At 74.1% G+C, this 24,341-nt stretch carries 21 protein-coding genes; 12 read left to right on the top strand and 9 right to left on the bottom strand.

Translation table 11 applies throughout. The annotated features are described in order from the left end of the window. Window positions 1–471, bottom strand: a complete 471-nt coding sequence (locus IG69_RS0100375) for an SRPBCC family protein (RefSeq protein ID WP_030526206.1) — start codon at window positions 469–471, stop codon at window positions 1–3. Between the two features lie 112 nt (window positions 472–583). On the opposite strand from IG69_RS0100375, the gene IG69_RS0100370 reads away from it, so the two are divergent. Then, complete coding sequence (locus IG69_RS0100370; RefSeq protein WP_051749956.1) at window positions 584–1,264, top strand: aggregation-promoting factor C-terminal-like domain-containing protein; 681 nt, start codon at window positions 584–586, stop codon at window positions 1,262–1,264. A 91-nt stretch (window positions 1,265–1,355) separates the two neighbouring features. Further along, complete coding sequence (locus tag IG69_RS0100365; protein ID WP_030526204.1) at window positions 1,356–2,150, top strand: class I SAM-dependent methyltransferase; 795 nt, start codon at window positions 1,356–1,358, stop codon at window positions 2,148–2,150. A gap of 193 nt (window positions 2,151–2,343) precedes the next feature. Here the strand turns inward: IG69_RS0100365 and IG69_RS0100360 are convergent, their stop codons facing one another. Then, complete coding sequence (locus IG69_RS0100360; RefSeq protein WP_030526203.1) at window positions 2,344–3,189, bottom strand: aldo/keto reductase; 846 nt, start codon at window positions 3,187–3,189, stop codon at window positions 2,344–2,346. Between the two features lie 106 nt (window positions 3,190–3,295). Here IG69_RS0100360 and IG69_RS0100355 point away from each other — a divergent pair, with 106 nt between their 5' ends. Further along, window positions 3,296–4,414, top strand: coding sequence for an aminotransferase class V-fold PLP-dependent enzyme (locus IG69_RS0100355; protein ID WP_030526202.1), 1,119 nt, complete (start codon window positions 3,296–3,298; stop codon window positions 4,412–4,414). A gap of 88 nt (window positions 4,415–4,502) precedes the next feature. After that, window positions 4,503–5,303 carry an alpha/beta fold hydrolase gene (locus tag IG69_RS0100350; RefSeq protein WP_030526201.1) on the top strand — a complete coding sequence of 267 codons (801 nt, stop codon included), beginning with the start codon at window positions 4,503–4,505 and terminating at the stop codon, window positions 5,301–5,303. 18 nt (window positions 5,304–5,321) lie between these two features. Here the strand turns inward: IG69_RS0100350 and IG69_RS0100345 are convergent, their stop codons facing one another. After that, window positions 5,322–5,999: an HAD family hydrolase gene (locus IG69_RS0100345; protein WP_030526200.1), complete on the bottom strand. Its 678-nt coding sequence runs from the start codon at window positions 5,997–5,999 to the stop codon at window positions 5,322–5,324. A 127-nt stretch (window positions 6,000–6,126) separates the two neighbouring features. On the opposite strand from IG69_RS0100345, the gene IG69_RS0100340 reads away from it, so the two are divergent. Next, window positions 6,127–7,158, top strand: a complete 1,032-nt coding sequence (locus tag IG69_RS0100340) for a YncE family protein (RefSeq protein WP_051749955.1) — start codon at window positions 6,127–6,129, stop codon at window positions 7,156–7,158. Here the strand turns inward: IG69_RS0100340 and IG69_RS0100335 are convergent. The 3 genes from IG69_RS0100335 to IG69_RS0100325 form a co-directional block, all read right to left on the bottom strand. Then, window positions 7,148–8,128, bottom strand: coding sequence for a GTP pyrophosphokinase (locus IG69_RS0100335; protein ID WP_030526198.1), 981 nt, complete (start codon window positions 8,126–8,128; stop codon window positions 7,148–7,150). The genes IG69_RS0100340 and IG69_RS0100335 overlap by 11 nt on opposite strands. 227 nt (window positions 8,129–8,355) lie before the next feature. Continuing rightward, window positions 8,356–9,726 carry a replicative DNA helicase gene (dnaB, locus tag IG69_RS0100330; RefSeq protein ID WP_030526197.1) on the bottom strand — a complete coding sequence of 457 codons (1,371 nt, stop codon included), beginning with the start codon at window positions 9,724–9,726 and terminating at the stop codon, window positions 8,356–8,358. A 387-nt stretch (window positions 9,727–10,113) separates the two neighbouring features. Then, a complete protein-coding gene (locus IG69_RS0100325; protein ID WP_030526196.1) occupies window positions 10,114–10,389 on the bottom strand; it encodes a DUF2277 domain-containing protein in 276 nt (91 codons plus the stop codon). 96 nt (window positions 10,390–10,485) lie between these two features. On the opposite strand from IG69_RS0100325, the gene IG69_RS0100320 reads away from it, so the two are divergent. Then, the gene (locus tag IG69_RS0100320) at window positions 10,486–11,712 is read left to right on the top strand and encodes an acetyl-CoA hydrolase/transferase family protein (RefSeq protein ID WP_030526195.1); all 1,227 of its coding nucleotides are present in this window, start codon (window positions 10,486–10,488) and stop codon (window positions 11,710–11,712) included. Between the two features lie 104 nt (window positions 11,713–11,816). On the opposite strand, the gene IG69_RS0100315 is transcribed toward IG69_RS0100320, so the two are convergent. From IG69_RS0100315 to IG69_RS0100305, 3 genes are all read right to left on the bottom strand, one after another. After that, a complete protein-coding gene (locus IG69_RS0100315; protein ID WP_030526194.1) occupies window positions 11,817–13,184 on the bottom strand; it encodes an MATE family efflux transporter in 1,368 nt (455 codons plus the stop codon). A 103-nt stretch (window positions 13,185–13,287) separates the two neighbouring features. Then, window positions 13,288–16,614, bottom strand: coding sequence for a S8 family serine peptidase (locus IG69_RS0100310; RefSeq protein WP_030526193.1), 3,327 nt, complete (start codon window positions 16,612–16,614; stop codon window positions 13,288–13,290). A 170-nt stretch (window positions 16,615–16,784) separates the two neighbouring features. Next, window positions 16,785–18,317 carry a gamma-glutamyltransferase gene (locus IG69_RS0100305; protein ID WP_030526192.1) on the bottom strand — a complete coding sequence of 511 codons (1,533 nt, stop codon included), beginning with the start codon at window positions 18,315–18,317 and terminating at the stop codon, window positions 16,785–16,787. A 73-nt stretch (window positions 18,318–18,390) separates the two neighbouring features. Between IG69_RS0100305 and IG69_RS0100300 the strand changes: the two genes are divergently transcribed. From IG69_RS0100300 to IG69_RS0100275, 6 genes are all read left to right on the top strand, one after another. Then, window positions 18,391–19,167 carry an S-methyl-5'-thioinosine phosphorylase gene (locus IG69_RS0100300; protein ID WP_036828595.1) on the top strand — a complete coding sequence of 259 codons (777 nt, stop codon included), beginning with the start codon at window positions 18,391–18,393 and terminating at the stop codon, window positions 19,165–19,167. Then, on the top strand, window positions 19,164–20,504 hold the full coding sequence (locus IG69_RS0100295; protein WP_030526190.1) for an amidohydrolase family protein: 1,341 nt from the start codon (window positions 19,164–19,166) through the stop codon (window positions 20,502–20,504). Before IG69_RS0100300 ends, IG69_RS0100295 begins: the two co-directional genes overlap by 4 nt. Further along, window positions 20,501–21,001 (top strand): cupin domain-containing protein, encoded by a 501-nt coding sequence (locus tag IG69_RS0100290; RefSeq protein WP_245616042.1) that lies wholly within the window; start codon window positions 20,501–20,503, stop codon window positions 20,999–21,001. The genes IG69_RS0100295 and IG69_RS0100290 overlap by 4 nt, the downstream gene beginning before the upstream one ends. Next, window positions 20,998–21,750 carry an SDR family NAD(P)-dependent oxidoreductase gene (locus IG69_RS0100285; RefSeq protein ID WP_030526188.1) on the top strand — a complete coding sequence of 251 codons (753 nt, stop codon included), beginning with the start codon at window positions 20,998–21,000 and terminating at the stop codon, window positions 21,748–21,750. The genes IG69_RS0100290 and IG69_RS0100285 overlap by 4 nt, the downstream gene beginning before the upstream one ends. Window positions 21,751–21,862: 112 nt before the next feature. Beyond that, window positions 21,863–22,951 carry a BMP family ABC transporter substrate-binding protein gene (locus IG69_RS0100280; RefSeq protein ID WP_030526187.1) on the top strand — a complete coding sequence of 363 codons (1,089 nt, stop codon included), beginning with the start codon at window positions 21,863–21,865 and terminating at the stop codon, window positions 22,949–22,951. 228 nt (window positions 22,952–23,179) lie between these two features. Next, window positions 23,180–24,340 carry an ABC transporter permease gene (locus tag IG69_RS0100275; protein WP_051749954.1) on the top strand — a complete coding sequence of 387 codons (1,161 nt, stop codon included), beginning with the start codon at window positions 23,180–23,182 and terminating at the stop codon, window positions 24,338–24,340. Window position 24,341 lies beyond the last annotated feature (1 nt).

The raw sequence follows: 24,341 nt of genomic DNA, 5'->3' as shown, positions 1-24,341 counted from the left end.
TCAGCCGGCGGGCGTCTCCGCGGCGGCGCGCAGCCGGGCGAGGCCGCGCTCCATGTCGGGGCCGACGAGCGAGTCCATCGACTTCACGAGCGAGAACACGCGCATGACCGGGGAGAGCTCGCCGCGCATCCGCCACTCGACCCCTGTCCCGCCGGTGGCCTGCGGGGTGAGCACGAACTCGACGCGCGAGCGCGACGGGAAGGGCTTCTCGAACGCGAGGTCGACGTCGACCTGCTCGGGGGTGGAGCCGACGACCTCCATCGTGCCGCGGCCCGCCTTGCGGTTGCCGCCCCACGCGTAGCGGGCGCCGGGACCGCGCGCGGCGCCGGAGTACGTGCGGCGCATCGCCGGGTCGAGCTCCTCCCACGGCGACCACCGCGGCCAGGCGTGGAAGTCCTCGAGCAGCGCGTGGACGGCCGCCGGCGGCGCGCTCGTCGTCGTCGAGCGGGTGACGACGTACGGGGTGCCCATGCGGGCCAGTGTGTCGGTCGTCGGGCGACACGTCGAGACCCGGCCGCGGGTCGGCGTGAGCGGACGGGAGTCGACGCTTTCGTCGACTCCTGCACGCCTGCCGGCCGCACCCGTGTGCACGAGTCGACACATCCGTCAGCTCGTCCACGTCCACGAGGCCGACGGTGTACAGAAACTGACACATTCGTCAGTTGGTGGACGCGCCTGCCGGCGGGGGAAATCGACGAACGGTCGGACGGCCCGCGTCGTCGCAGCCGCCCTCGCCGCCCGCGCCGAGGCCCTCGACGCGCAGGTCACCGCGCTGCGCGCCCGGGCCGACCGGCTCGCGACCCAGCGCGCGACCGGCCTGCAGGCGCTCGCCCGGGCCCGCGCGCGGGCGACGGCGCAGGCCCGTCGCCGGGCCGCGCGCGAGGCCCGCGCCGCCCGCGACCGCGCCGCGCGGGGCGGCGCCTCGACGCCGGTGGTCGGAGCGGGAGGTGGCTCCGCGGCGAGCGCCCAGCGCACGGCCCGCTCGCTGCTCGGCGCCCACGGCTGGGGCGGCGACCAGTACGGCTGCCTCGTCGACCTGTGGAACGGCGAGTCGGGCTGGAGCTGGAGCGCGACCAACCCCTCGTCGGGCGCCTACGGCATCCCCCAGGCCCTGCCGAGCTGGAAGATGGCGAGCGCCGGGTCGGACTGGCTGACCGACCCGACGACGCAGGTCCGCTGGGGGATGGACTACATCCAGCGGGCCTACGGCTCGCCGTGCGCGGCGTGGAACGCCTGGCAGGCCCGCTCCCCGCACTGGTACTGACCCGCAGGCAACCGACCACCCCGTGGACACCGCCCGACCGGGACGCGAGCACCCCCTTGCCCGCGCCTCCCGCGGGAGTGACCGTGGGGTGATGGTCCCCTACACGCACGGACACGCCGAGCCCGTCCTGCGCTCGCACCGGTGGCGCACGGCCGAGAACTCGGCCGCGCACCTCCTGCCGCGGCTGCGTCCGGGCCTGCGCCTGCTCGACGTCGGCTCGGGACCGGGCACCATCACCGCCGACCTCGCCGGGCTCGTGGCCCCCGGCCGGGTCACGGCGCTCGAGGCGGACGACGCCTCCCTCGCCCTCACCGCCGCGGAGCTGCGCCGGCGCGGTGTCGGGGCCGACCTCGTCGTGGGCGACGTGCACGACCTGCCCTTCCCGGACGGCTCGTTCGACGTCGTGCACGCCCACCAGGTGCTCCAGCACGTCGCCGACCCCGTGCGGGCCCTGCGCGAGATGCGACGCGTCTGCCGTCCTGACGGGGTGGTCGCCGCCCGGGACGCCGACTACGCCGCCTTCGCCTGGTGGCCGCGGCCGGCGGGCATCGACCGCTGGCTCGACCTCTACCGCGACGCCGCCCGGGCCAACGGCGGTGAGCCCGACGCGGGTCGGCGCCTGCTCGGCTGGGCGCTGGAGGCGGGCTTCCCCGCGCCACGCGTGACCGCCTCGACGTGGTGCTTCGCGACCCCCGAGGACCGGGCCTGGTGGGGCGGCTCCTGGGCGGACCGGATGACGGGGTCGCGGCTGGCCGACCAGCTGCTGCGCGAGGAGCGCTGCGCCGCGGCCGAGCTCGGGGCGGTCGCGGCGGACTGGCGGGCCTGGGCCGACGCGCCGGACGGCTGGTTCACCGTCCTCCACGGCGACCTGCTGGCCTCCCCCTGACGCGCCTCGCCGCGCCAGACCTCACGCGTATCGGGTCACCCGATACGGGTGCGCTTCACCCCGGAACGGTTCTCGGGTGAAGCGCGGTCGTATCGGGTCACCCGATACGCAGGTGACTCGTGGGAAGACCCGGGGGGACGCGCGAGGGCCCGGCCCCCTGGTGGAGCCGGGCCCTCGGGCGGTCAGCGAGACGTCACTCGGGGACGTAGTCGAACTCGTCGGGGTTGGGGCCGGTGCGGCCTTCCTCGCCCTGGTCGAGCGCCGAGATGCGCGAGACCTCGTCCGGGGTCAGCGAGAAGCCGAAGATCTCGAAGTTCTCGCGGATGCGCTCGGGGGTCACCGACTTCGGGAAGACGATGTCACCGCGCTCGATGTGCCAGCGCAGCGTGACCTGCGCCGGGGAGACGCCCTTGGCCTGCGCGATCTCGGTGATGACCGGGTCGCCGAGTACCTTGCCCTGCGCGATCGGCGACCACGCCTCGGTCGCGATGCCGTGCTCGGCGTCGGCCGCGCGGACGGCCTCGTTCGTGAAGTACGGGTGGACCTCGACCTGGTTGACGGCCGGCACCACACCGGTCTCGGCGACGATGCGTTCGAGGTGCGCCGGCTGGAAGTTCGAGACACCGACGGAGGCGGCGCGCCCGTCCTCGACGAAGGACGCCATCGTGCGCCACGTCGAGACGTAGTCGCCGTCGTAGAGCGTCGGGAGCGGCCAGTGGATGAGGAAGAGGTCGATCTTGTCGAGCCCGAGCTTCTCCATCGTCTCGCCGAAGGCGCGCTTCGCGTCGTCCGGGCGGTGGAAGCCGTTGTTGAGCTTGGAGGTCACGTAGATCTCGTCGCGCGGGATGCCGGAGGTGCGGATGGCCTCGCCGACCTCCGCCTCGTTGCCGTACATCTCCGCGGTGTCGATGTGGCGGTAGCCGATCTCGAGGGCGCGCGTGACGGCCTCTGCGGTGTCCGACGGCTCGATCTGGAACACCCCGAAGCCGAGCTGGGGGATGGTCGTGCCGTCGTTGAGCGTGATGCGGGGAACGGTCATGCAGGGTCCAGCGGTCAGCGGGCCGTGGGTATTCCGCTCACCGTCGCTGTGGAATCCGTGGCGCTCGGAGGCCCGGGAGGGGGTCGGACGGGTGAGGATGTCCGTCATGGACCGACGGGACGACTACGCGCTGGCCCGCGGCCGTACCTTCCTCAACCACGGCTCGTTCGGGGCCACGCCCGCGACGGTGCTCGACGCCGCCCGCGAGGTCCGGGCCGACGCCGAGGCCGACTACCCGGGCTTCTACCACCACCGGCTCTTCCCGCAGCTCGACGCCAGCCGCCGCGCCGTCTGCGCGCACCTCGGCGTGCCCGAGGACCGCGGCGTGTTCGTCCGCAACGCCACGACGGCGATGCAGACGGTGGTCGACCACCTCGCGCTGCGCCCCGGCGAGCAGGTGGTCGTCACGAGCCGCGAGTACGAGGCCACCGTCGCGCTCATGGGTGTGCTCGCTGCGCGCGGGGTCGACGTCGAGGTGGTCGACGGTCGGCACGAGGGGCTCGTCGAGCGGCTGCTCGACGCCTGCGGCCCGCGCACGAGGGCGGTGGTCGTCAGCCACGTCACCTCGCCCTGGTCGCAGGTCAACGAGGTCGACCGGCTCTCCGCCGAGCTCTCGCCGCGCGGCGTCGCGACCGTCGTCGACGGCGCCCACACCGCCGGCCAGCTGAGGATGCCGGTGCGGCGTCCGGGGGTCTTCGTCTGCCTGACCCTCCACAAGTGGCTGCACCTGCCCAAGGGCGCGGGCTTCCTCGTCGTGCCCGACGACGCCGCCGACGACCTGCGCCCGGTCGTCACCAGCTGGTACTCGCAGTCGGGGTCGCTGACGGAGCGGTTCGCCTGGGGCGGGACGGACGACGTCGTCGCCCACCTCGTCGCCCCGACCGCCCTCGCCTACCACCGCGAGCTGCTCGACGACGGGCTGGTCGACCACTGGGAGAAGCTGACCGGGCACGCCGAGACCCTCCTGCTCGCGCTGCCCGGCACGAGCGTCCTCGCCCCGGCGCCGCGCGCCCCCGCGATGGTCGCGGTCGGCCTCCCGCCGGTCGATCCCGAGGAGGCCCTGCGCCGGATGCACGCGCGCGGCGTCGACCTCTGGTGCGCCGGCACCGACGAGGGCCCGGTGCTCCGGCTGTCCGTCGCGCCCTACACGACCCCGGAGGACGTCGACCACGGCGTCGGGGTGCTCGAGGAGGTCCTCGCCGGGATGCCGTGGCGGGCCGCCTGAGCCGCGCATCGTCCGTAAACCGCTTGCCGCGCCGGCTGCCTGCGGCGTTGACTGACCGCATGACGTCCGTCCCCGGTCCCGCGTGCCGTTGAGCGACCGGTCCGTCGCGTACGAGCGCGCCGGCCGGCCCGAGGCATCGACCGTCGTGCTCCTGCACGCCGGGGTCGCCGACCGGCGGATGTGGGACCCGGTGTGGGACACCCTGACCGACGCGCTCGACGTCGTGCGGCTGGACCTGCGCGGCTTCGGCGCCTCGGACACGGCACCCGACGGCAGCGTGTGCCACCGCGATGACGTCGCGGCCCTCCTCGACGAGCTGGCCACCGGCCCGTGCCACCTCGTCGGCGCGTCGTTCGGCGCCGGGGTCGCGGCCGAGGTCGCCCTCGAGCGACGCGACCTCGTGCGCTCGCTCGTCCTCGCCCCGCCGGGCGGCAGCCTCCTCGTGACGATGACGGAGGACCTGCGGGCCTTCGTCGAGGCCGAGCGCGCGTTGGTCGCGGCCGGCGACCTGGACGGCGCCGTCGCGCTCAACGTCCGGACGTGGCTCGTCGGCCCGGGACGCACCGACGCCGACGTCGACCCGGCCTCGCGCCGGGCCGTCGCGACGATGCAGCGGCGCGCCTTCGACGTCGAGGCGCTGCTCGGCGACCTCGACGTCGACGAGCCGGAGCCGCCCGCGGTCGAGCGCCTCTCGCGGCTCGAGGTGCCGGTGCTCGTCCTCGTCGGTGGGCACGACCTCGCGACGGTGCACGACGCCGCGGACCGCGTCGTCGCGGGCGCGCCCGACGTCGGTCGCGTCGACTGGCCGGACGCCGCGCACCTGCCCTCGATGGACCACCCCGAACGCTTCGCCTGGCTGCTGCGCGAGTGGGTCGCGCGACTGACCTGACCGGCCGCCGCCGGCCGGTCAGCCCCCGGTGACGCCGGCGAGGGCTGACTCCTGCCAGTGTCGGAGCAGGTCGGCCGGGTCCGCGTACGTCTCGACGCAGCCGGCCTCCCGCAGCTCGGCCGCACTCGTGCCCCCGCACTCGACGCCGACGCACGGCATCCCGGCGCGGCGTGCGGCCTCGGCGTCCCAGACGGAGTCGCCGACGAACACCGCCTGCCCGGCGCCCAGCCCGATCCGCTCGAGGGCGACGTCGAGGATGTCGGTGTCGGGCTTGCTGCGCTCGGCGTCGGAGCTGGTGGTGCTCTCGTCGACCCAGTCGTCGGCGTCGAGCGCGCTCCGCAGGGCGTCGAGGTCGGTCCGGCCTGCCGACGTGGACAGGACGACGACCATCCCCGCCTCGTGGCAGCGCCGCACGAGGTCGCGGGCGCCGGGCAGCGGGACGAGCCGCTCGTGCCACGCCGCGAACAGCGCCGCGTGCGAGGCGACGACCTCGTCGGCGACCGCCTCGTCGTCCCCGTCGAGGAGGTGGCCGACGATGCGGTCCGACCCGAGGCCGATGGCCCGGTGGATGCGGTGCATCGGCACGACGTGCCCGTGCTCGCGCAGGGCCTGCCACCAGCACGTCGTGTGCGCGTAGGAGGTGTCGACGAGGGTGCCGTCGACGTCGAGGAGCACGGCGCGGGGGGCGGTGGGCACGGAGGGCCTCCGGTGGGGTCGGGGACGGGACACCGGAGGGCTACCCGGCCCGGCTGGCCTGCACGCACGACGGGCCCGCCGGATGTGCACAGCCGTCCGGGGACCGGCCTCGGGCAGACTCGGGCCGGTGACCCCTCCTCGCCCCGTCGGCCGCCGTCTCGTCCTCGGCGCGGGTGTGGTGGGTGCCGTCTCCGCCATCGTCGCGTGCTCCGGTGACGAGCCGCCGGATCCCGCCGACCACCACGCGGGCGGCGGCCCCGGCGCCGAGCCGGCCGTGGCCCCGACGCCGAGCGTGGAGCCCGCCGGCCGGGTCGTGCCGGTCGGCTACTCGCCCGAGGGGATCGTCCTCGACCCCGCGAGCGGCCTGCTCGCCGTGGGCGTCCGTCGCCCGGACCGCCTCGTCCTCCTCGACCCCACGACGCTCGCCGTGCGTCGCACGGTGGACGTCCCCGGCACGGTGCGCCACCTCGGCCTCACCGCGGGCGGCGGGACGGTGCTCGTGGCCAACGAGGCCGCCGACGAGCTCGTCGAGGTCGACACCGCGACCGGACTCACCCGCACGACCCCGGTCGGCCACGTGCCCCACGACGCGACGGGCGCGGAGGGCGGCGACATCCTCGTCGGCGACGAGTTCAGCGGCTCGATGAGCGTCGTCCGGGACGGCCGGGTCGTCCACACCTTCGACGACCTGCGCCAGCCGGGCGGCGTCGTCGCCGACGGGCGCACGGCCCTGGCCGTCGACGTCGCCGACTGGTCGCTCACGAGCTACGACCTCGACCGGATGACCCGGGTCGCCCGGGTGCCGGCCGGCGCGGGGCCGACCCACGGCATCCTCGCCCGGCCGGGGCTGGTCGCCGTCGCCGACACCCGGGGCGACGCTCTGCTGCTGTTCTCGGTCGACCCGCTGCGACAGGTCGGGTCGCTGGCCCTCGCCGGCAGCCCCTACGGCCTCGCCGCCGACGCGGAGGGCGGCCTCGTGTGGGTGACCCTGACCGCGCTCAACGAGGTCGTGGGCGTGGACGTCTCGGGGTCGGCACCGCGCGAGGTCGTCCGGTACCCGACCGTCCAGCAGCCGAACACCGTGGCCGTCGCGCCGGGGTCGCGCACGCTCTGGGTCGCCAGCCGCACCGACGGCACGGTCCAGCGCGTCACCCGCTGAGGCGAGCGGCCCGCGCCGCGAGGGCGTCGTGCCGGTGGGCGTTGCCGTGGAGGGCGAGGTAGCGCTCCCCGAAGCGCGCGAGGAGGTCGTCGTCGAGCCGGCGGACGGCCCCGGGCGGGTAGCGGTAGTCCATGGCGGCGGTGACGGCGGCGCTGTCGATGTCGCGCAGGACCTCGCTCAGCTCGTCGAGGGACGCGATGCCGAGCTCGAGGAGCAGCCCGGCGATCCACTCGTAGTGGTCGGTGCGCGACCACCCCGCGCTCGAGTACCGGCCGGCGAGGAAGGTCGCGAGCTCCTGGGCGCTGATCCGCGGGTCGAGCTCGTCGCCGGCGTCGACCCCGCTCGTGCCGAAGCCCGCCTGCAGCCGGTCGCGGATGGTCTGGAACTCACGGTCGGCGAGCTCGAGGAGGCCGGCCGCGAGCGTGAAGCGGCGGTCGAGGTCGGGCACCTGCTCGGGCGGGACCGTCCCCTTGTAGCGGATGTCGTGCTCGAACTCGGCCCACGCGTGCTGCAGCACGGTCCGCAGCTGGACCGACGCGCACCGCAGCGGCTCGTAGCCGGCGCCGGGCTCGGTCGAGCGCGTCACGAGGAGGTGGCGGCTCGCGTAGCCGAAGCGGCCGGCGGCGGCGGTCTCGACCCCGAGGTCGCGGTCGTCGAGGACGGTGAAGTGCTCGGCGAGCAGGTCGGCGACGGCATCGATGTCGCGCTGCACGTAGGTGATGACGCGGACGCCGACCTGGTCGGTCACGGCGACGAGCGGGTCGGCCGCACCGTCGGCCGCGAGCACCCCGCGGGCCTTGGCGGCGAAGGAGGCCACCGACTTCGTGCGGCCGGTGACGCTCAGGTAGTTGATGCCGGCCTCGTCGATCGTCGCGGCGACGTCGGCGACGAACTGCTCGGTCGCGGGGACGAGCCGCGGGCGGGAGGCTGTGTACCCGGCCACGGCCCGGTCGACGTGGCGCAGGGACATGCGGCCCACTGTCCCACGCCGGCCCGCTCCCCCGACCTCACGACGCCCCCGACCGTCACCTAGCCCACTGATTGCGAGTTCCGCCGCTGACACGCCGCACCACCGGCGCGTCGACCGGCCGAACTCGCAAGAAGTCGCGACCCGGGGACTGATTGCCCATCCGCCACCTCACCACCCCCGGAAACCGGCCCCACAGGTGGCGGATGGGCAAGAAGTCGCGGAGGGGGTCAGAAGCCGCCGTCGCGCGCCATGTTGTTGAAGCGCGAGTAGTGCCCTTGGAAGGCCAGGACGATGTCGGCGGTCGGCCCGTTGCGGTGCTTGGCGACGATGACGTCGGCCTCGCCCTCGCGCTCGGGGTCCGAGCGGTCGCGGTGCAGGAGGATGACGACGTCGGCGTCCTGCTCGATCGAGCCCGACTCACGCAGGTCCGACATCTGCGGGCGCTTGTCGGTGCGCTGCTCGGGGCCACGGTTGAGCTGCGAGACCGCGATGACCGGCACCTCGAGCTCCTTGGCGAGCAGCTTGAGCGCACGCGAGAACTCGGCGACCTCCTGCTGGCGCGACTCGACCTTCTTGCCGCTCGTCATCAGCTGGAGGTAGTCGATGACGATGAGCTTGAGGTTGTGCTGCTGCTTGAGCCGGCGCGCCTTGGCCCGGATCTCCATGAGCGACATGTTCGGGCTGTCGTCGATGAACAGCGGCGCGTCCGAGATCTTGCCCATGATCCGGGCGAGCTTGGTCCACTGCTCCTGGTTCTTCAGGCCGCGGCGCAGGTCCTGGAGCTGGATGGTCGCCTCGGCCGAGAGGATGCGCATCGTGATCTCGGTGCGGCTCATCTCGAGGGAGAAGACGGCCGCGGCCATCCCGTGCTTGATGGCGGCCGCCCGGACGATGTCGATGCCGAGCGTCGACTTTCCGACGGCCGGTCGCGCGGCGACGACGATCATCTGGCCGGGGTGCAGGCCGTGGGTCAGCTCGTCGAGCTCGATGAACCCGGTGGGGACACCGATGAGGTCGTCGGTGCGGCCGGAGGCGGCCTCGATCTCCTCCATCGTCTCGTTGAGCAGCTCGCCGAGCGCGTGGTAGTCCTCGCCGCCGCGCTTCTCGGCGACCGAGTAGACCTCGGCCTGGGCGCGGTTGACGATGTCGTCGATGTCACCCTCGCCCTGCGCGTACCCCATCTGGACGATGCGCGTCCCGGCCTCGACGAGGCGGCGCAGCACGGCCCGCTCGTGGACGATCTCGGCGTAGTAGCCGGCGTTGGCGGCGGTCGGCACCGACTGGATCAGCTGGTGGAGGTACGCCTGCCCGCCGACGCGGGTGAGGTCGCCGCGCTTGGAGAGCTCGTCGGCGACGGTGATGGCGTCGGCCGGCTCGCCGCGGCCGAAGAGGTCGAGGACGGCGTCGAAGATCGCCTCGTGGGCCGGCCGGTAGAAGTCGTGGGCCTTGACCTCCTCGAGGCAGTCGGCGATGGCGTCCTTGTCGAGGAGCATCGAGCCGAGGACCGACTGCTCGGCGTGGAGGTCCTGCGGGGGGACCCGCTCGTCCGGGCGGTCGCTGGGAACGGAGAAGGCCTCGCTCAGCTCCGCGATGCTCACCCGTGCGCCCCTTCCTGGACCGGTCCGTGCGACCCCGAGCGGACCGCCTGCGCGACGTCCGTCGGCCTGGTGCTCACCCCACCAGAAGGCACCGACACCGGGACGTCCGAGTCACCGTAGGACCTGCGGGCGGCGACCTCCAACCCCGGCGCCGAACGGCTGTGGACAGGGTGTGGACGAGGTGGGGAAAACGCCGGGCGGAGTTGTGCACCGTCGGTGGAGAACCCTGTGGACGACGCACCGACGGATCGCACCGCACGGCCCTGACCTGCGACGTCTCCGTCCACCCCCTGTGCGCGACAGAAAGTTTCGGGCGTGTCACGGTCCACAGGCGACGGGAGGCATCTGCATCACGTCGTGGCCCGCCCGACCTGCCGGACACCGGTGTCAGCCGGTGCGGCCGTAGCGCTCCGCCGCGCGGGCGCGGGCCTTGGCGGCCTCCACCTCGCGGTCCTTGGGCGGGGCCTGCGTGACGAGCGCGTCGAGCAGGTGCGCGGTGGCGTGAGCGACCTCGTCGACGGCCCGGGCGAAGGCCTCCTCGTTGGCCTGGGACGGCCGCGTCGACCCGCTCACCTTGCGCACGTACTGGAGCGCGGCGGCCCGCACCTCCTCGCTCGTCGCGGGCGGCTCGAAGTTGTGGAGCTGGCGGATGTTGCGGCACATGGCGTCCACGCTAGGCCCGCCACGGCGTGGCCGGAAGGGGTCAGGACAGCCTCACCTGCCGTGTGCGCGTGCCCGCGACGGGCCATGATGGGTGTCGTGCGGACAGTCACGCTCGACCAGCTCGGCCGCCACCTCGCCGCCCTCCCGGGGGTCCCCCGCGTCGTCGTCTCCGGCAACGTGGCCGTGCCCTGGGAGGCCGTCCGGGTCCTCGACGAGGGACGCCAGGAGTACGTTCTCCACGCCCTCAACGCGCCACCGGGGATCCCGGACCGGCCCGGGGTCACCGCCGAGACCTGCTTCGTCGGCGGCGGGATGCGCCGCCACTCGAACCTCTCGTACGTCCCGAGCCGGCTCTCGCTGGTCCCCGTGCTCTACGGCGGGCCGCTCGCCCCCGACGTCGTCGTCGTCCACTGCGCGCCACCGCGCGACGGGATGCTCTCGCTCGGCATCGAGGTCAACGTCCTCCCGGCGGCCATCGACGCCTGCCGCGCCCGCTCCGGCCTCGTCGTCGCGGTCGTCAACGACCGGATGCCGTACACCGGCGGCGACGCCCTGCTCCCGGTCGAGGCGGTCGACCTCGCCGTCGAGGTCTCGGCGCCCCTGCCGACGCACCAGCCGCTCGTCCCCGACGACGACAGCCGGCTCATCGGCGAGCGCATCGCGGCGCGCGTCCCCGACGGCGCGACCATCCAGGCGGGCATCGGCGGCATCCCGGACGCGACGATCGCGGCCCTGACCGGCCGGCGCGACCTGCGCGTGTGGACCGAGATGTTCTCCGACGGCGTCGTCGCCCTCGACCGGGCCGGCGCGCTCGACCGCGACCACCCGCTGACGACGTCGTTCCTGTTCGGCTCCCAGGACCTCTACGACTGGGTCGACGGCAACCCGCGGGTGCGGATGACCCGGACCGAGACGACCAACGACCCCGGGCTCATCGCCCACCAGCGCCGGATGACCTCAGTCAACTCCGCGCTCGAGGTCGACCTCTTCGGCCAGGCCAACGCCTCGCGCATCGACGCGCGCATCCACTCGGGCTTCGGCGGCCAGACCGACTTCGTCGTCGGGGCGCTGCACTCGCCGGGCGGGCAGTCCTTCATCGCGCTGCGCTCGTGGCACCCGAAGGCGAACTGCTCCACCGTCGTCCCGCTCCTCGACGAGCCCGTGACGAGCGTGCAGCAGACCGCGATCGTCACCGAGCAGGGCGCCGCGGAGCTCTTCGGGTACGACCAGCGCGGCCAGTGCCGGCACATCATCCGCGACGCCGCCCACCCGGACGTCCGCGACGAGCTGTGGGAGGAGGCACGCGCGCTCGGCCTCGCCTGAGCGCCCCCGCACCCCCTCCTCCGCCCCGTCCCGTCCGCGAACGCGTGTGGAACCGCCGGTCCTCCCCGGCGGGTTCACACGCGTTCGCGGAAGAGGGGGCCCGGTCAGCGGGGGGCGCCGGTCACCATCCACCGGTCGGTGCGCACCCGCAGCCAGAGCAGGGTGCCGCGCACCGCCATGAACGCCGTGAAGGCCAGCCAGAGCCAGATGAGGGCGTGCTCCTGCCCGAGGACGCTGCCCCCCTCGAGGAGCCAGTCCGCGGCCGCCCGCACGCCGAGGGCGACCGGGACGTAGGCCACGAGCGTCCCGACCATCGCCACCGCGAGCCAGCGCCCGTCGCCCGCACCGATGAGGACGCCGTCGACGACGAACACGAACCCCGACAGCGGCTGCTGGAGCGCGACGACGGTCAGGCCCGCCGCGACGGCCGCCTGCACGGCCGGGTCCGGCGTGAACCACGCCCCCACCCACGGGCGGACCGCGAGGACCAGCACCCCGAGCACGACACCGCCGAGCACGCCCCAACGCACCATGAGCCGCGTCGCCGCCCGCGTCCGCGCCACGTCGCCCGCACCGAGCGTGCGCCCGGTGATGGCCTGCGCCGCGATGGCGAGGGCGTCGAGGGCGAAGACGAGGAACGACCAGAGCGTCGCGGTGACCTGGTAGGCCGCGAGCGGCACGTCCCCGAAGCCGGCGCCGACCCACGTCGTGAGGAGCAGCACCGCGCGCAGCGCCAGCGTGCGGACGAGCAGGGGCACGCCGCCGCGCGCTGCCGCGAGCACGCGGCCGGGATGGGCCCGCAGCGGCAGGCGGGCGCGCCGGGCCTCGCGGACGAGCACCGACCCGAGCGCGAGGGCCATCCCCCACTGCGCGAGCACGGTCCCCCACGCGGACCCGGCGATGCCCCAGCCGAGCCCGTGGACGAACCAGAGGTTGAGCAGCGCGTTGGCCCCGAACCCGCCGACCGCGACGACGAGCGGGGTGCGGGTGTCCTGCAGGCCCCGCAGCACCCCGGTCGTCGCGAGGACGACGAGCATCGCGGGGAGCCCGACCGCCGAGACCGCGAGGTAGGTGGTGGCCTCGTCGACGACGGCCGCGGAGGCCCCGAAGGCGCCCGAGAGGTCCCGGGCGAGGAGGGCGACGAGCAGGGCGGTCGGGACGCCGAGCCCGACCGCGAGCCAGGTGCCGTCGAGCCCCGCCGACACCGCACCCTCGCGCGAGCCCGCCCCGAGCCGGCGCGCGACGACGCTCGTCGTGCCGTAGGCGAGGAAGACGAAGACGTTGGCGGCGGTCAGCAGCACGGCGCTCGCGACCCCGAGGCCGGCGAGCGGCTCGACGCCCAGCCGCCCGACGATGGCCGAGTCGACGAGGAGGAAGAGCGGCTCGGCGACGAGGGCGAGGAAGGCCGGCAGGGCCAGGCGCAGGACCTCGCGGTGCTGCGACGGGGAGGTGTCCTCGGGCGGCGCGCTCACCCCGGCACTCTCGCACGGGACCGGCCGTGGCCGGTGGCACGCCCACGGCACGCGGAAGGGCCCCGCGGGACGTACCCGCGGGGCCCTCCGTGCGACGCGTGCGTCAGCTCTGCGCCGGAGCCGAGACGAGCACCGAGCCCGTCCCGAGGACCGCACCCTCCGTGGAGAGCAGGTTCATCTCCCCGAACAGCTGACGACCGTTCTCGGCCGCGGCGTCGGGCGAGATGGCCCCGTTGACCGTGACCGAGGCCCCACCCGCGAGGGTGACCGAGCCCGACGGCACGTCGAGCGTGCCGAGGGCCGGGCTGAAGAACACGTCACGGTAGTCGTACTCCGTCGTGCCCGCCGGGACCGAGTAGCCGTCGATGACGACGGTGTAGGTGCCGGGCGCCGGGTTGGCGATCGAGACCGCCTCCTCCGAGTCACCGTCGGCCGACTGCGCCACCTGGTTGCCGTCGGCGTCGAAGACCGTGAGGTCCAGGTCGGCGCTGAGGTCCGAGGTGTTGCCGATCGCCGCGTCGAGGCGGGTCGCGCCCTCCGGCACGACGACCTCGTACGTGGCCTGGTTGCCGTCGGCGATGGTCGCGCGCTCGGCGTGGGCCGAGCCGAGCGAGCCGCCGCGCGGGTTGACCGTCACGGTGCCGAAGTCGTTCTTCACCGTCCAGGAGACCGGGGTCGACTCACCGACGGGGGCGTCGACGGTCTGGGTCTCCGGGTCGACCGTGAGGCCCTGGACGGCCGCGGTCAGCACGAACGGGTTGTCGAGGAACGGCGAGGTGCGCCGCGACTCGACGAGCAGCTCCCACACGCCCGGGATCGGGTTGGCGTAGGCCCGGGACTGCGGCTTGCAGGTGGCCGGGTCGCTGTAGTTCGTGTAGCAGAACGGCGTCGACGTGGTGTCGACCGGGACGCCGTACGGGTTGAACGCGACCCAGCGGACCTGGCTCTTCGTGGCGATGCCCGACAGGTTCACCTGGAGCGCCTTGGCGCCCTCGGGGACCGTGACGAAGACCCGCTTGAAGAGGTTGCGCTCGACCGTGCCGCGGGTGACCGTCGAGTACGACGGCTTCGTGACGTCGGTCGAGGCGACGACCGCGAGCATCACGCGGTGGTCGACCAGCCGGGTCGTCGGGTCGTCGATCTCGAGGATCGCCGAGTGCAGCCCACGGGTCTTGACCTTCGTGGTCACCGGGATGGAGACCTCGCCGCCGCGACCGATGCGCACCGAGGACGGCGCCGAGAAGGTCCCGTCGTTGCCGATGATGCGGACCGTGTGCTTGACCCGCTGCGAGGTGCCCGTCGTCCGCGCGACCTTGACGGTGTACCGCTTGGTCTGGCCCACCTTGAGGCCACCCTGGCCGGCGGGGCAGTCGACGTAGAGGCCGGTGCCCTGGTTCGGGGTCGTGAGGAAGCCCGAGAGGGCGGTGCAGACCGGGGCCGTGGTGGTGTACTCGCCGCGGACGTTCGACCGCTTCTTGAGCAGGTTCCACGCACCGGGGACGTCGGTCTGGCCGGTGCCCTGGCCGACCGCCTCGAGCTTCTTCTGGTAGTCGGCGCTGGTGTACATCGACTCACGCAGCTGCTTCGGGGTGATCGGCGTCTGGGTCTGGAAGCCGGCCGAGAGCAGGAGCGCGGCGGAGCCGGCGGCCTGCGGGGAGGCCATCGACGTGCCGTTGAACATCGCGTAGCCGATCGGCAGCGTGTAGCCGGCCTCGGCGAGGTCGGGCTGCTTGAGCCACTGGGGCACGGTCGAGATGGCCGAGCCCGGCGCCATGATGTTCGGCTTGAAGCCGCCGTCCTCGCGCGGGCCGCGCGAGGAGTAGTTGTGCAGCGCGAGCTTGCTCGACACCTGCGAGCCGTAGTTGGCCAGCCAGGTCTCCTTCGAGACCGAGGAGGCGACGCTCACGACGTCGGTCGCGACCGACGGGTCACCGACGGTGTTGATGCCGGCGCCGGAGTTGCCGGCCGAGATGAACAGCTGGACGCCGAAGACGTCGATGAGCCGGTTGTACAGCTCCGCCCGGGCGTTCGCGCCGTCGTTGAGGGCCGGGAGGCCACCGATCGACATGTTGACGACGTCGACGCCGCGGTTGGCGACGAGGTCGACCATGCCGTCGGTCAGCGCCGCGTTGGTGCAGCCGCCGCCCCAGGTGCAGGCGCGCGAGGAGACGATCTTGGCGCCGGGCGCCTGGCCGTCCATCCTGCCGCCGAACAGGCTGTGCCCGGCCGCGATGCCCGCGACGTGCGAGCCGTGCGCGTCCTCGACGATGCCGATGTTGACGAAGTCCGCGGTGGTCCCGACGTAGGGCCCGCCGTAGGGGCTCATGTCGACGTCCTCGCGGTACTCGACGACGAACGGCATGCTCTCGACGATGTCGGTCGACGGGTCGTCGACGCCGAAGTGGCCGATGTCGTACTTCTCGTTGTACGGCCGCATGAGCTCGTCGGCGGAGAAGACGTTGTCGAGGTTGCTGTCGACCCAGATGTCGTGGGTCGTCGCGTCGTAGAGGATGCCGAACCGGTCGGTGGTGTCACCGTCGCGGTTGACGTCGCCGCCGGGCTCGCTCGCCGCGGTGATCGACTCGGAGAAACGGCTGAAGTAGAAGGAGCCGCTCTTGGGCGCCCGATAGGTGCCGACACCCGTGAGGGTGAACGACGGGGTGGCCTCGACCTGCGTCAGCATCGGTCGCCAGGTGGCGTCACCGTCGAAGATCGGGTCGGTGGCCGTCACCCAGTCGACGATCTTGCGCTCGCCGGTGGAGGTCGTGGCCAGGGCCGGGTGGTCGAGGTCGACACCCGAGTCGAGGACACCGATGGTCACGCCGCGGCCGTCCCACGTCGGGTTGGCCTTCTTGAAGTCCACGGACCCGGTCTCGCGGGTCGGCATGTACGGGTTGGCGTTCGGCGTGGACTTCCCCGGCCCCGCGAGGGTGCGCACGGCGCCGGCCTTGCCCTCGGCCCCCGGCGTGGGGAGCTTGACCGACTCGTCGAGGTCGACGGCGCGGACCTTCGCGAGCGCCGCGACACCGGGGACGGCCTTCGTGGGGACGCTGGCCCGCACGTAGCCGACCTTGTCGTTGGTCATGCCGACGAAGCCGCCCTGGGCGCGGATGGACGCGGCGACCTGCTTCGTCGTGCCCTTGTCGACGGCCATGATGAGGGTGACCCGCTTGGTGCCGGCCGCCTCCGCCTTCTCGAGCAGCTGCACGTCGTGCTGGCCGAGCTTCTTCTCGGTCGTGGTGGCCGAGGGGGTCTCCTTGACCTCGGTCTTCTGGAGAGTGGCCTGGGGGGCCTTCTCGCGCAGGAGACCCGGGTCAGCGGGCCCCTTCGCGACGGCGCCCGAGGCGCCGAACGACCCCGTGGTGAGGGCTGCGGCGGCCAGGCCGGCGAGCGCGACGCGCCCCGACCTGTGGGAGAGGGGATGTCTCATCGGTGTCCTGTCTTCCCCGCGACGCACCTGCCTGCGTCTGAACAACGGTGGCGACAGGCAACCACGGATCCGGCGCTGTGGGAATAGGGCAGAGGGCAACCCACGCGATTCTTTGCCAACTGCTGACCCGCAGGTCACGAGCGGGTCGGCCGACGGCCCCGTTCGCCGGCTCAGCCGTGACCGAGGACGGCCACCGCGGCCTCGCGCCGCGGGTCGCCCGCCGCGCTGAGGGCGCCGTCGGCGTGCCGGTACGCGGCCCCGACCCCGCCGAAGTACATCGAGAGGGCGCCGTGATCGGTGGCCGCCAGGCCGGCCCGGTGCACCGCGGCGGTGATGGCCGGGTCGGACTCGTGCTCGACGACGGGCCGGCCGCCGGCGTCGAACCGGACGTGCAGCCTCGGCGCCTCGATGGCGGTCGTCAGGTCCGCACCGTGGAGGCACCCCTGGCCGAGCACCTGCATGAGGGCGGTCGTGATGCGGTCGGCCCCGGGGGACCCGACGGCGATGACGCGGCCGTCGGCGGTGCGACCGGTCGTCGGTGCCATGTTCGACGCGAGCCGCGTGCCGGGCGCCAGCGCGTGGAGGCCGAGCCGGTTGAGCTCCGGCTCCCCGAGCGCGTTGTTGAGGAGGATCCCCGTGCCCGGCACCGTGATGCCGGCGCCGTAGCCCGCCGACACCGTGACGGCGCAGGCGAGCCCGTCGGCGTCGACGGCCGAGACGTGCGCGGTGGAGGCCGAGGTCGGCAGGCCGGCGAGGCCCTGGCGGTCGACCGAGGACAGGAGCGCGTGCCCCGCGGCGTCGAGGTCGGGCGAGACGTCGTGGACCTCGAGCCGGTAGCGCAGCACGGCGAGCTGGACGGCCAGCACGTCGTCCCAGTCGTAGGAGCCGCGACGCGCGAGCTCGCCGAGCATCACGGCGAGCATCGGACCGCCCACCGACGGAGGCGGGTTCGCGGCGAGGTCCCAGTCGCCGACGGTGCGCCGCACCGGGTCGCGCTCGAGGACGCGGTAGGCGGCGACGTCGTCGGCGGTCACGAGCCCACCGTGCGCGGCCATGTCGGCGACCATCGCCCGACCCACCTCGCCCGTCGTGAGGACGGAGGCGCCGTCGCGCCCGACGAGGTCGAGGACGTCGGCGAGCAGCGGGTTCGTCGTGACGTCGCCGGCGCGCAGCGGCGAACCGTCGTCGCGGGTGACGACCCGGTGCGCCTCGGGGTCGGCCCCGAAGAGGCTGCCGGCGACGAAGCCGAGGTAGCGGGCGGCGGCGCCCCCCATCGGGTACCCGTCGCGGCAGGCGGCGGCCGCCGGGGCCACGACGTCGGACCATCCCGCCCGCCCGAAGCGGGTCACGACGTCCTCGCACGCCGACGCGGCGCCCGGGGTCGCCACCGACCCGTGGCCGGCGAACATCGTCACGCCGCCCCCATACTCGGTGTGGACCTCGCGCACGCCCTGCCCGAAGGCCTCGCGGGACAGGCCGCGGCCCGGCATCTCGACCGTGCCGTCGACGAGGACGGGCTCGCCGTCGGGGCCCCAGACCGACACGAAGGCACCACCGCCGAGCGAGACGATGCCCGGCTCGGTGGCCATCGCGGCGAGCGCCGCGGCGACGGCGACGTCGACGGCGTTGCCCCCGGCGTCGGCGAGGGCCCGGCCCGCCGCGAGCGACACCGGACCGGTCGCCGCCAGCGCCACCTCACCCATGGAGCGGCATCCTGCCACCGCCCCGACCGCTCGCGTGGCCGCCGTCCGTGACCGGGCGGTAGCGTTCGGGAGCATGAGCCGCCCGCCCCTCGCCGTCGTCGCCGGGACCGGCTTCTACGACCTCGAGGCCCTCGAGGACCGCACCGAGGAGACCGTCGACACCCGGTGGGGCCCGGCGCGGGTCACCCGCGGCCGCTGGCACGGGCTGCCGGTCGTCTTCCTCACCCGGCACGGCCCGGGCCACTCGGTGCCGCCGCACCTCGTCAACTACCGCGCGAACATCCGCGCGCTCGCCGACCTCGGCGTCGAGGACGTCGTGGCCGTCAACGTCACCGGCTCGATCGACCCAGACCTCGCCCCCGGCGACCTCGTCTGCCTCGACGACTTCCTCGACCTCACGAAGCAGCGGCCGCTCACCTTCTTCGACGGCTCGGGCCCCGAGGGCGTCGTCCACGTCGACGTCTCGGCGCCCTACCACCCGGCGCTGCGCCGCGAGCTGCTCGACGCCGCCGCGGCGGTCGGCCGGCCGATGCGCGACGGCGGGGTCTACGCCGCCTTCGAGGGGCCGCGCTTCGAGACCGCCGCCGAGATCCGGCTGGCCCGCCTCGCCGGCGGCGACGTCGCCGGGATGACCGGCGTCCCCGAGGTCACCCTCGCCCGCGAGGCCGGCCTGCGCTACGCGGCGGTCTCGCTCGTCGTCAACCCCGCGACCGGGGTCGGCGATGCCGACGAGCCGATCACCATGGCCGAGATCGACGCGGTGCTGGCCCGCAGCCGCGACGCGGTGCTCGCCGTCCTCGACGAGCTCGTCCACACCCGGGCCACGTTCAGCGAGGAGGACGCCGGATGAGCCGGCTGGTCATCGACGGCGCCGCGTACGTCGTCACGGTCGACGACACCGACACCGTCCTGCGGGACACGACCGTCGTCGTCGAGGACGGCACGATCACCGAGGTCCGGCCGGCGGCCGACGGCCCGGTCGACGGCGACGAGGTCCTCAACGCGCGCGGCCGGCTGCTGATGCCGGGCCTGGTCAACCTCCACACCCACCTGCCGATGACGCTGCTGCGCGGGCTCGCCGAGGACGTCGACCTCCAGGGCTTCCTCACCCGCGTGTGGGCGGCCGAGGGCGCGGTGATGGACCCGCCGACCGTCGAGCTCGGCGCGACGCTCGGGGCGCTGGAGTCGCTGCTCGGCGGCTGCACCACGCAGCTCGACATGTACTTCCACCACGAGGCCGCCCACCGGGGCGCGGTCGCGGCGGGCAGCCGGCACGTCATCGGCCCGGTCTTCATGGACGGCCCCGGCCCCGACGGCCTCGCCTGGGAGGAGCGCCTCGCCCTGATGCGCGCCTGGCCGGCGGCGATGGCGGCGCTCGGCGGCCCGGCGGTGCCCGTGTCGGCCATGCCGCACGCGACGTACACCTGCTCCCCCGAGAACCTCGCCGAGGTGCTCGCCACGCTGCGCGAGGTGCGCGACGGCGGGCCCGCCCTGCTGACGACCCACGTCTCGGAGAACGCCGCCGAGAACGACGACGTCGCGGCCCGCTACGGCGCGACCCCCACCGAGGTCCTCGCCGGGGCCGGCTGTCTCCACGGCGACCTCCCGCTCGTCGTCGGCCACGGCGTGCACCTCTCGGCGAGCGACCGCGAGCGCCTGGCCGCCGCGGGCGCCGCCGTCGCGCACTGCGCCGGCTCCAACCAGAAGCTCGCCAGCGGCGCCCTGCCGTGGGAGACGGTGCGCGAGAGCGGGATCCGCCTCGGCATCGGCACCGACGGCTGCTCGAGCTCGAACGACCTCGACATGTGGCAGGCGATGCGCCAGGCCGCGCTCCTGGCCCGCCTGACGAGCGGCCGTCCCGACGTCGCGAGCGCCCACGCCGTGCTGCGCGCGGCGACCATCGACGGGGCCCGGGCGCTCGGCCTCGGCGACGTCGTCGGGTCGGTCGAGGTCGGGAAGCGGGCCGACCTCGTCCTCCTCGACCTCGAGAAGCCGCACCTCACGCCGGTGCACGACGTGCACGCGCTCCTCGTCTTCGCGGCCGGTCGCGCCGACGTCACCGACGTCCTCGTCGACGGCGAGGTCGTCGTGCGCGACGGGCGCAGCACCCGCGTCGACACTCCTGCCCTCCTCGCGCGCGCCCGCGAGGTCGGGGCCAGCGCCCGGGCGGCCGCGGAGGCCTCGTGAGCGCGGCGGCGGGCGTCCTCCAGGTCGACCCACCGGACGAGAGCGCCGAGGAGGTCATCGACCGGCTCGGCATGGTCCCGATCCCGGAGGAGGGCGCCTGGTACGTCGCCGGCCCCCGGACCCAGGGCCTCAACGCGATCACCGTGCTGCTGACCAACCGGCCCGACGGGTTCTCGGCGATGCACCGGCTCACGATCGACGAGGGCTGGCAGTGGCTCGGTGGCGCGCCGGCCGCGCTGCTGCGGCTGCGGCCCGGTGGCTCCGGCGTCCTCAACTACGTCGGGGGCGAGCACTCGCAGGTCCTCGTCCGCAGGAACACGTGGATGGGCGCGACGACCCTCGGCTGGTGGACGCTCCTGTCCTGCTGGTGCGCCCCGGCCTTCCGTCCCGAGCACTTCGAGCTCGGCCGCCGCGACGACCTCGTCGCGCGGTACCCGCAGTTCGGCGAGGAGATCCGCACCCTGACCCGCGAGCAGCCGGTCGGGCGGATGCGGTGACCGCACTCGTCACCGGCGCGAGCGGTGGGCTCGGCGCGGCCGTGGCCCGGGCCCTCGCGAGCGCCGGGCACGACGTCGCCGTCCACTACCGCGGCGACGAGGCGGGGGCACGCGCCGTCGTCGCCGGCGTCGAGGGGCTGGGCCGGCGGGCGCTGGCCCTCCACGCCGACCTCGACCTCGAGGCCCCCGCCGACCTCGACGCCGCCTGCGCCGACCTGCTCGGGCGCTGCACCGACGCGCTCGGCGCCCCCGACGTCGTCGTGCTCAACGCCTTCCCCCAGCACCACCTCGCGTGGGACGACCTCGACGCCGCCGCGTGGGACGGCTACCACCGGGCCGGCCTGCGCCCGACCGCCGTGCTCCTGCGCCAGGCCGCGGCCGGGATGGGCGCCGGCGGCGCGGTCGTCGTCGTCGGCTCGATCGAGGGGCTGCGGGCGATGCCGACCCACGCCCCCTACGCCGTCGCGAAGGCCGCGCTGCACCACCTCGTCGGGGCGGCGGCGCACGAGGTCGGGCCGCGCGGCGTGCGCGTCGTCGGGGTCGCGCCGGGCCTGGTCGACCGTGACGGGCTCGCCGAGGCGTGGCCCGCGGGCGTCGAGCGGTGGCGGGCGGCCTCGGCGCTCGGGCGGGCCGTCGACCCCGACGAGGTCGCCGCGACCGTCGCCTTCCTCGCCTCACCGGGTGCCTCCGGCATCACGGGCACCACCGTCACCGTCGACGCCGGGTGGTCCGCCGCGCCCGGGTGGTGAGGGACGGGGACCTCTGGTAACGACCCCGCAACGAAGCCCGGCGGCGTGCGGCGAGAGGCGTTTCTGGCCGTAGCATCTGCTCGTCTGTACAGCCCTCTCGAGGAGATCCTCCATGAAGTCTTCGCGTTACCTCGTCGCGGTCCCCGCGGCGCTCGCCCTGGCCCTCGCGGGCTGTGGCGGCAGCACCGGCACCTCCGGGTCCGGCAGCTCGGCCTCCGGCTCGGCCGCGGCCGGCGCCCCGACCGACGACTCGAACTGCGCGAGCGCCGACGTGTTCTGCATCGGCCTGGTCACCGACACCGGCAAGGTCGACGACAAGTCGTTCAACCAGTCGGCGCACGAGGGCGCGAAGGCCGCTCAGGCCGAGACCAACGGCTTCTACAAGTACATCGAGACGCAGGACGCCAAGGACTACGCGGCCAACATGGCCCAGTTCACGAACAAGAAGTACGACGTCGTCGTCACGGTCGGCTTCCTCATGACCGACGCCACGGTCGCCGCGGCCAAGGCCTCCCCCGACACCAAGTTCATCGGTGTCGACCAGGGCTACCCCGAGGGCACGACCGAGAAGAACCTCACCGGTCTGATCTTCCCCGAGGACCAGGCCGGCTACGGCGCGGGCTACCTCGCGGGCCTGATGACCAAGACCAACAAGCTCGGCCAGGTCCTCGGCCTCGAGATCCCGCCGGTCCAGAAGTACGCCAAGGGCTTCGAGGCGGGCGCCAAGGCCGCCAACCCGTCGGTCTCGGTCACCACCGTCTACCACCCCGCCGGCGACAACGCGTTCAACGACCCGGTGTGGGGCGGCGGCGAGGCGCGCAAGATGCTCGCGCAGAACGCGGACATCATCTTCGGCGCCGGCGGCAACACCGGCAACGGCGCGCTCCAGGAGGTCGCGAAGGCCTCCGGTGCGGGCACCGACAAGTTCTGCATCGGTGTCGACACCGACCAGTGGGACACCGTCCCCGCCGCGCAGCCGTGCCTCATCACCTCGGCCGAGAAGCTCATCTCGAAGGGTGTCACCGACACCATCAAGACGGCCAAGGACGGCGAGTTCTCCGGCATCCAGACCCTCGGCCAGGCGGGCCTGTCGTCGTTCCACGACTTCGACGCCACGATCCCCGAGGACGTCAAGACCAAGGTCGCCGACATCGTCAAGCAGATGGAGGCCGGCACGCTGAAGACCGGCGTCACCCTCTGACCGACGCGGTCACCGGTCAGCGCCGCTGACCACCCGCCCGAGGGGGCGGGCATCCCGACCGGATGCCCGCCCCCTCGGCACGTCGGTCGCCGTCGGCGCCGCCCCGCCCTCGGCCGCCCCGCCCTCGGCAGAACCTGCCCAGAGCACGCCCGCGCGTCGGGCACCCCCGCACTTCCGCCCACCGGGCCCTCGGGCCACACTGTGGGCACCCCGAGTCATTGGAGACCCATGTCCGACACCCGCACGGCGGAGAAGACTCCGCCGCCGCCCGCCGAGGATCCGCAGCAGCGCGACCGGGGCGGGGCTCTCGCGTTCCTCGTCAGCCACCAGAGCGGCGTCGTCATCGTCGTCGCCCTCCTCATCTCGCTCCTCGTGGGCGCGGCGCTCATCCGCTACCAGGGCGTGGACCCCTGGTACGCGTACACGACGCTGTTCAAGGAGGCCTTCCAGAACGACGCGTACACGCGCACGCTCCAGAAGACGGCGCCGCTCGTCCTCACGGGGCTCGCGGTCGTCCTGCCGCTGCGGGTGGGGCTGTTCAACATCGGCGGCCAGGGACAGTTCGCCACCGGCGCCATCGCGGGCGCGTGGGTCGCCTACGCCGCGGGCGGGGCGGGCTGGCTCGGCGCGCTCCTCGGCATGCTCGCCGGGCTCGTGGCGGGCGCGCTCGTCGGGGTCCTCGTCGGCGTCCTCAAGGCCTGGCGCGGGGTGCACGAGGTCATCTCGACGATCATGCTCAACTACATCGTCGCGGGCGTCACCTTCTGGCTCGTCGTCGGCCCGCTGCAGGCGGAGTCCTCGAAGACCAGCGGCATCCCGCAGACCGAGGCGATCCCCGAGTCCAGCCAGATCGGCGCCGTGGGCGGCGTCCCGGTCGGGTTCCTCGTCGCCGTCGTCCTCGCCGTCGCGTGCTGGTGGATGCTCACGCGCACCACCCTGGGCTTCAAGCTCAACACCGTCGGCGCGAACAAGAGCGCGGCCGGCTACGCGGGCATCTCGATCCCGGCCATCACCGTCCTCTCGCTCGCGCTCGGCGCCGGCCTCGCCGGGCTCGGCGGCGCCCTCGAGGCGGAGGGCACGCTCTTCCGGTTCGAGCCGGCCATCGTCGGCACGCTCGGCTTCGACGGCATCACCATCGCGCTGCTCGCCCGGGCCAACCCGCTCGCGACGATCCCGGCCGCGTTCCTCGTCGGCATCCTGCGCACCGGCGCCGCCGGCCTGCAGTTCGCGACCCAGACGCCCGACCTCCCGAGCGGCATCACGCCCGAGATCGTCGACGTCCTCCTCGCCGTCATCCTCCTCATGGTGTCGATCCCCGTCCTCGGCAAGTGGCTCTTCCGCAGCCGCGCCGCCAAGGTGAGCGTCGCCTCGACGAGCTGGGGGAGCTGAG

The organism is Phycicoccus jejuensis (genome assembly GCF_000720925.1).
In the GTDB taxonomy this organism is placed as follows: Bacteria; Actinomycetota; Actinomycetes; order Actinomycetales; family Dermatophilaceae; genus Phycicoccus; species Phycicoccus jejuensis.
Note: the sequence above shows the minus strand (reverse complement) of the source record. Positions and strands in the feature narration are given on the sequence as shown.

Coding starts and splice junctions, on each gene's coding strand:
- IG69_RS0100375 (WP_030526206.1), bottom strand. CDS start 471: ATGGGCACCCCGTACGTCGTCACCCGCTCGACGACGACGAGCGCGCCG.
- IG69_RS0100365 (WP_030526204.1), top strand. CDS start 1,356: ATGGTCCCCTACACGCACGGACACGCCGAGCCCGTCCTGCGCTCGCAC.
- IG69_RS0100360 (WP_030526203.1), bottom strand. CDS start 3,189: ATGACCGTTCCCCGCATCACGCTCAACGACGGCACGACCATCCCCCAG.
- IG69_RS0100355 (WP_030526202.1), top strand. CDS start 3,296: ATGGACCGACGGGACGACTACGCGCTGGCCCGCGGCCGTACCTTCCTC.
- IG69_RS0100335 (WP_030526198.1), bottom strand. CDS start 8,128: ATGTCCCTGCGCCACGTCGACCGGGCCGTGGCCGGGTACACAGCCTCC.
- IG69_RS0100325 (WP_030526196.1), bottom strand. CDS start 10,389: ATGTGCCGCAACATCCGCCAGCTCCACAACTTCGAGCCGCCCGCGACG.
- IG69_RS0100310 (WP_030526193.1), bottom strand. CDS start 16,614: ATGAGACATCCCCTCTCCCACAGGTCGGGGCGCGTCGCGCTCGCCGGC.
- IG69_RS0100305 (WP_030526192.1), bottom strand. CDS start 18,317: ATGGGTGAGGTGGCGCTGGCGGCGACCGGTCCGGTGTCGCTCGCGGCG.
- IG69_RS0100300 (WP_036828595.1), top strand. CDS start 18,391: ATGAGCCGCCCGCCCCTCGCCGTCGTCGCCGGGACCGGCTTCTACGAC.
- IG69_RS0100295 (WP_030526190.1), top strand. CDS start 19,164: ATGAGCCGGCTGGTCATCGACGGCGCCGCGTACGTCGTCACGGTCGAC.
- IG69_RS0100280 (WP_030526187.1), top strand. CDS start 21,863: ATGAAGTCTTCGCGTTACCTCGTCGCGGTCCCCGCGGCGCTCGCCCTG.
- IG69_RS0100275 (WP_051749954.1), top strand. CDS start 23,180: ATGTCCGACACCCGCACGGCGGAGAAGACTCCGCCGCCGCCCGCCGAG.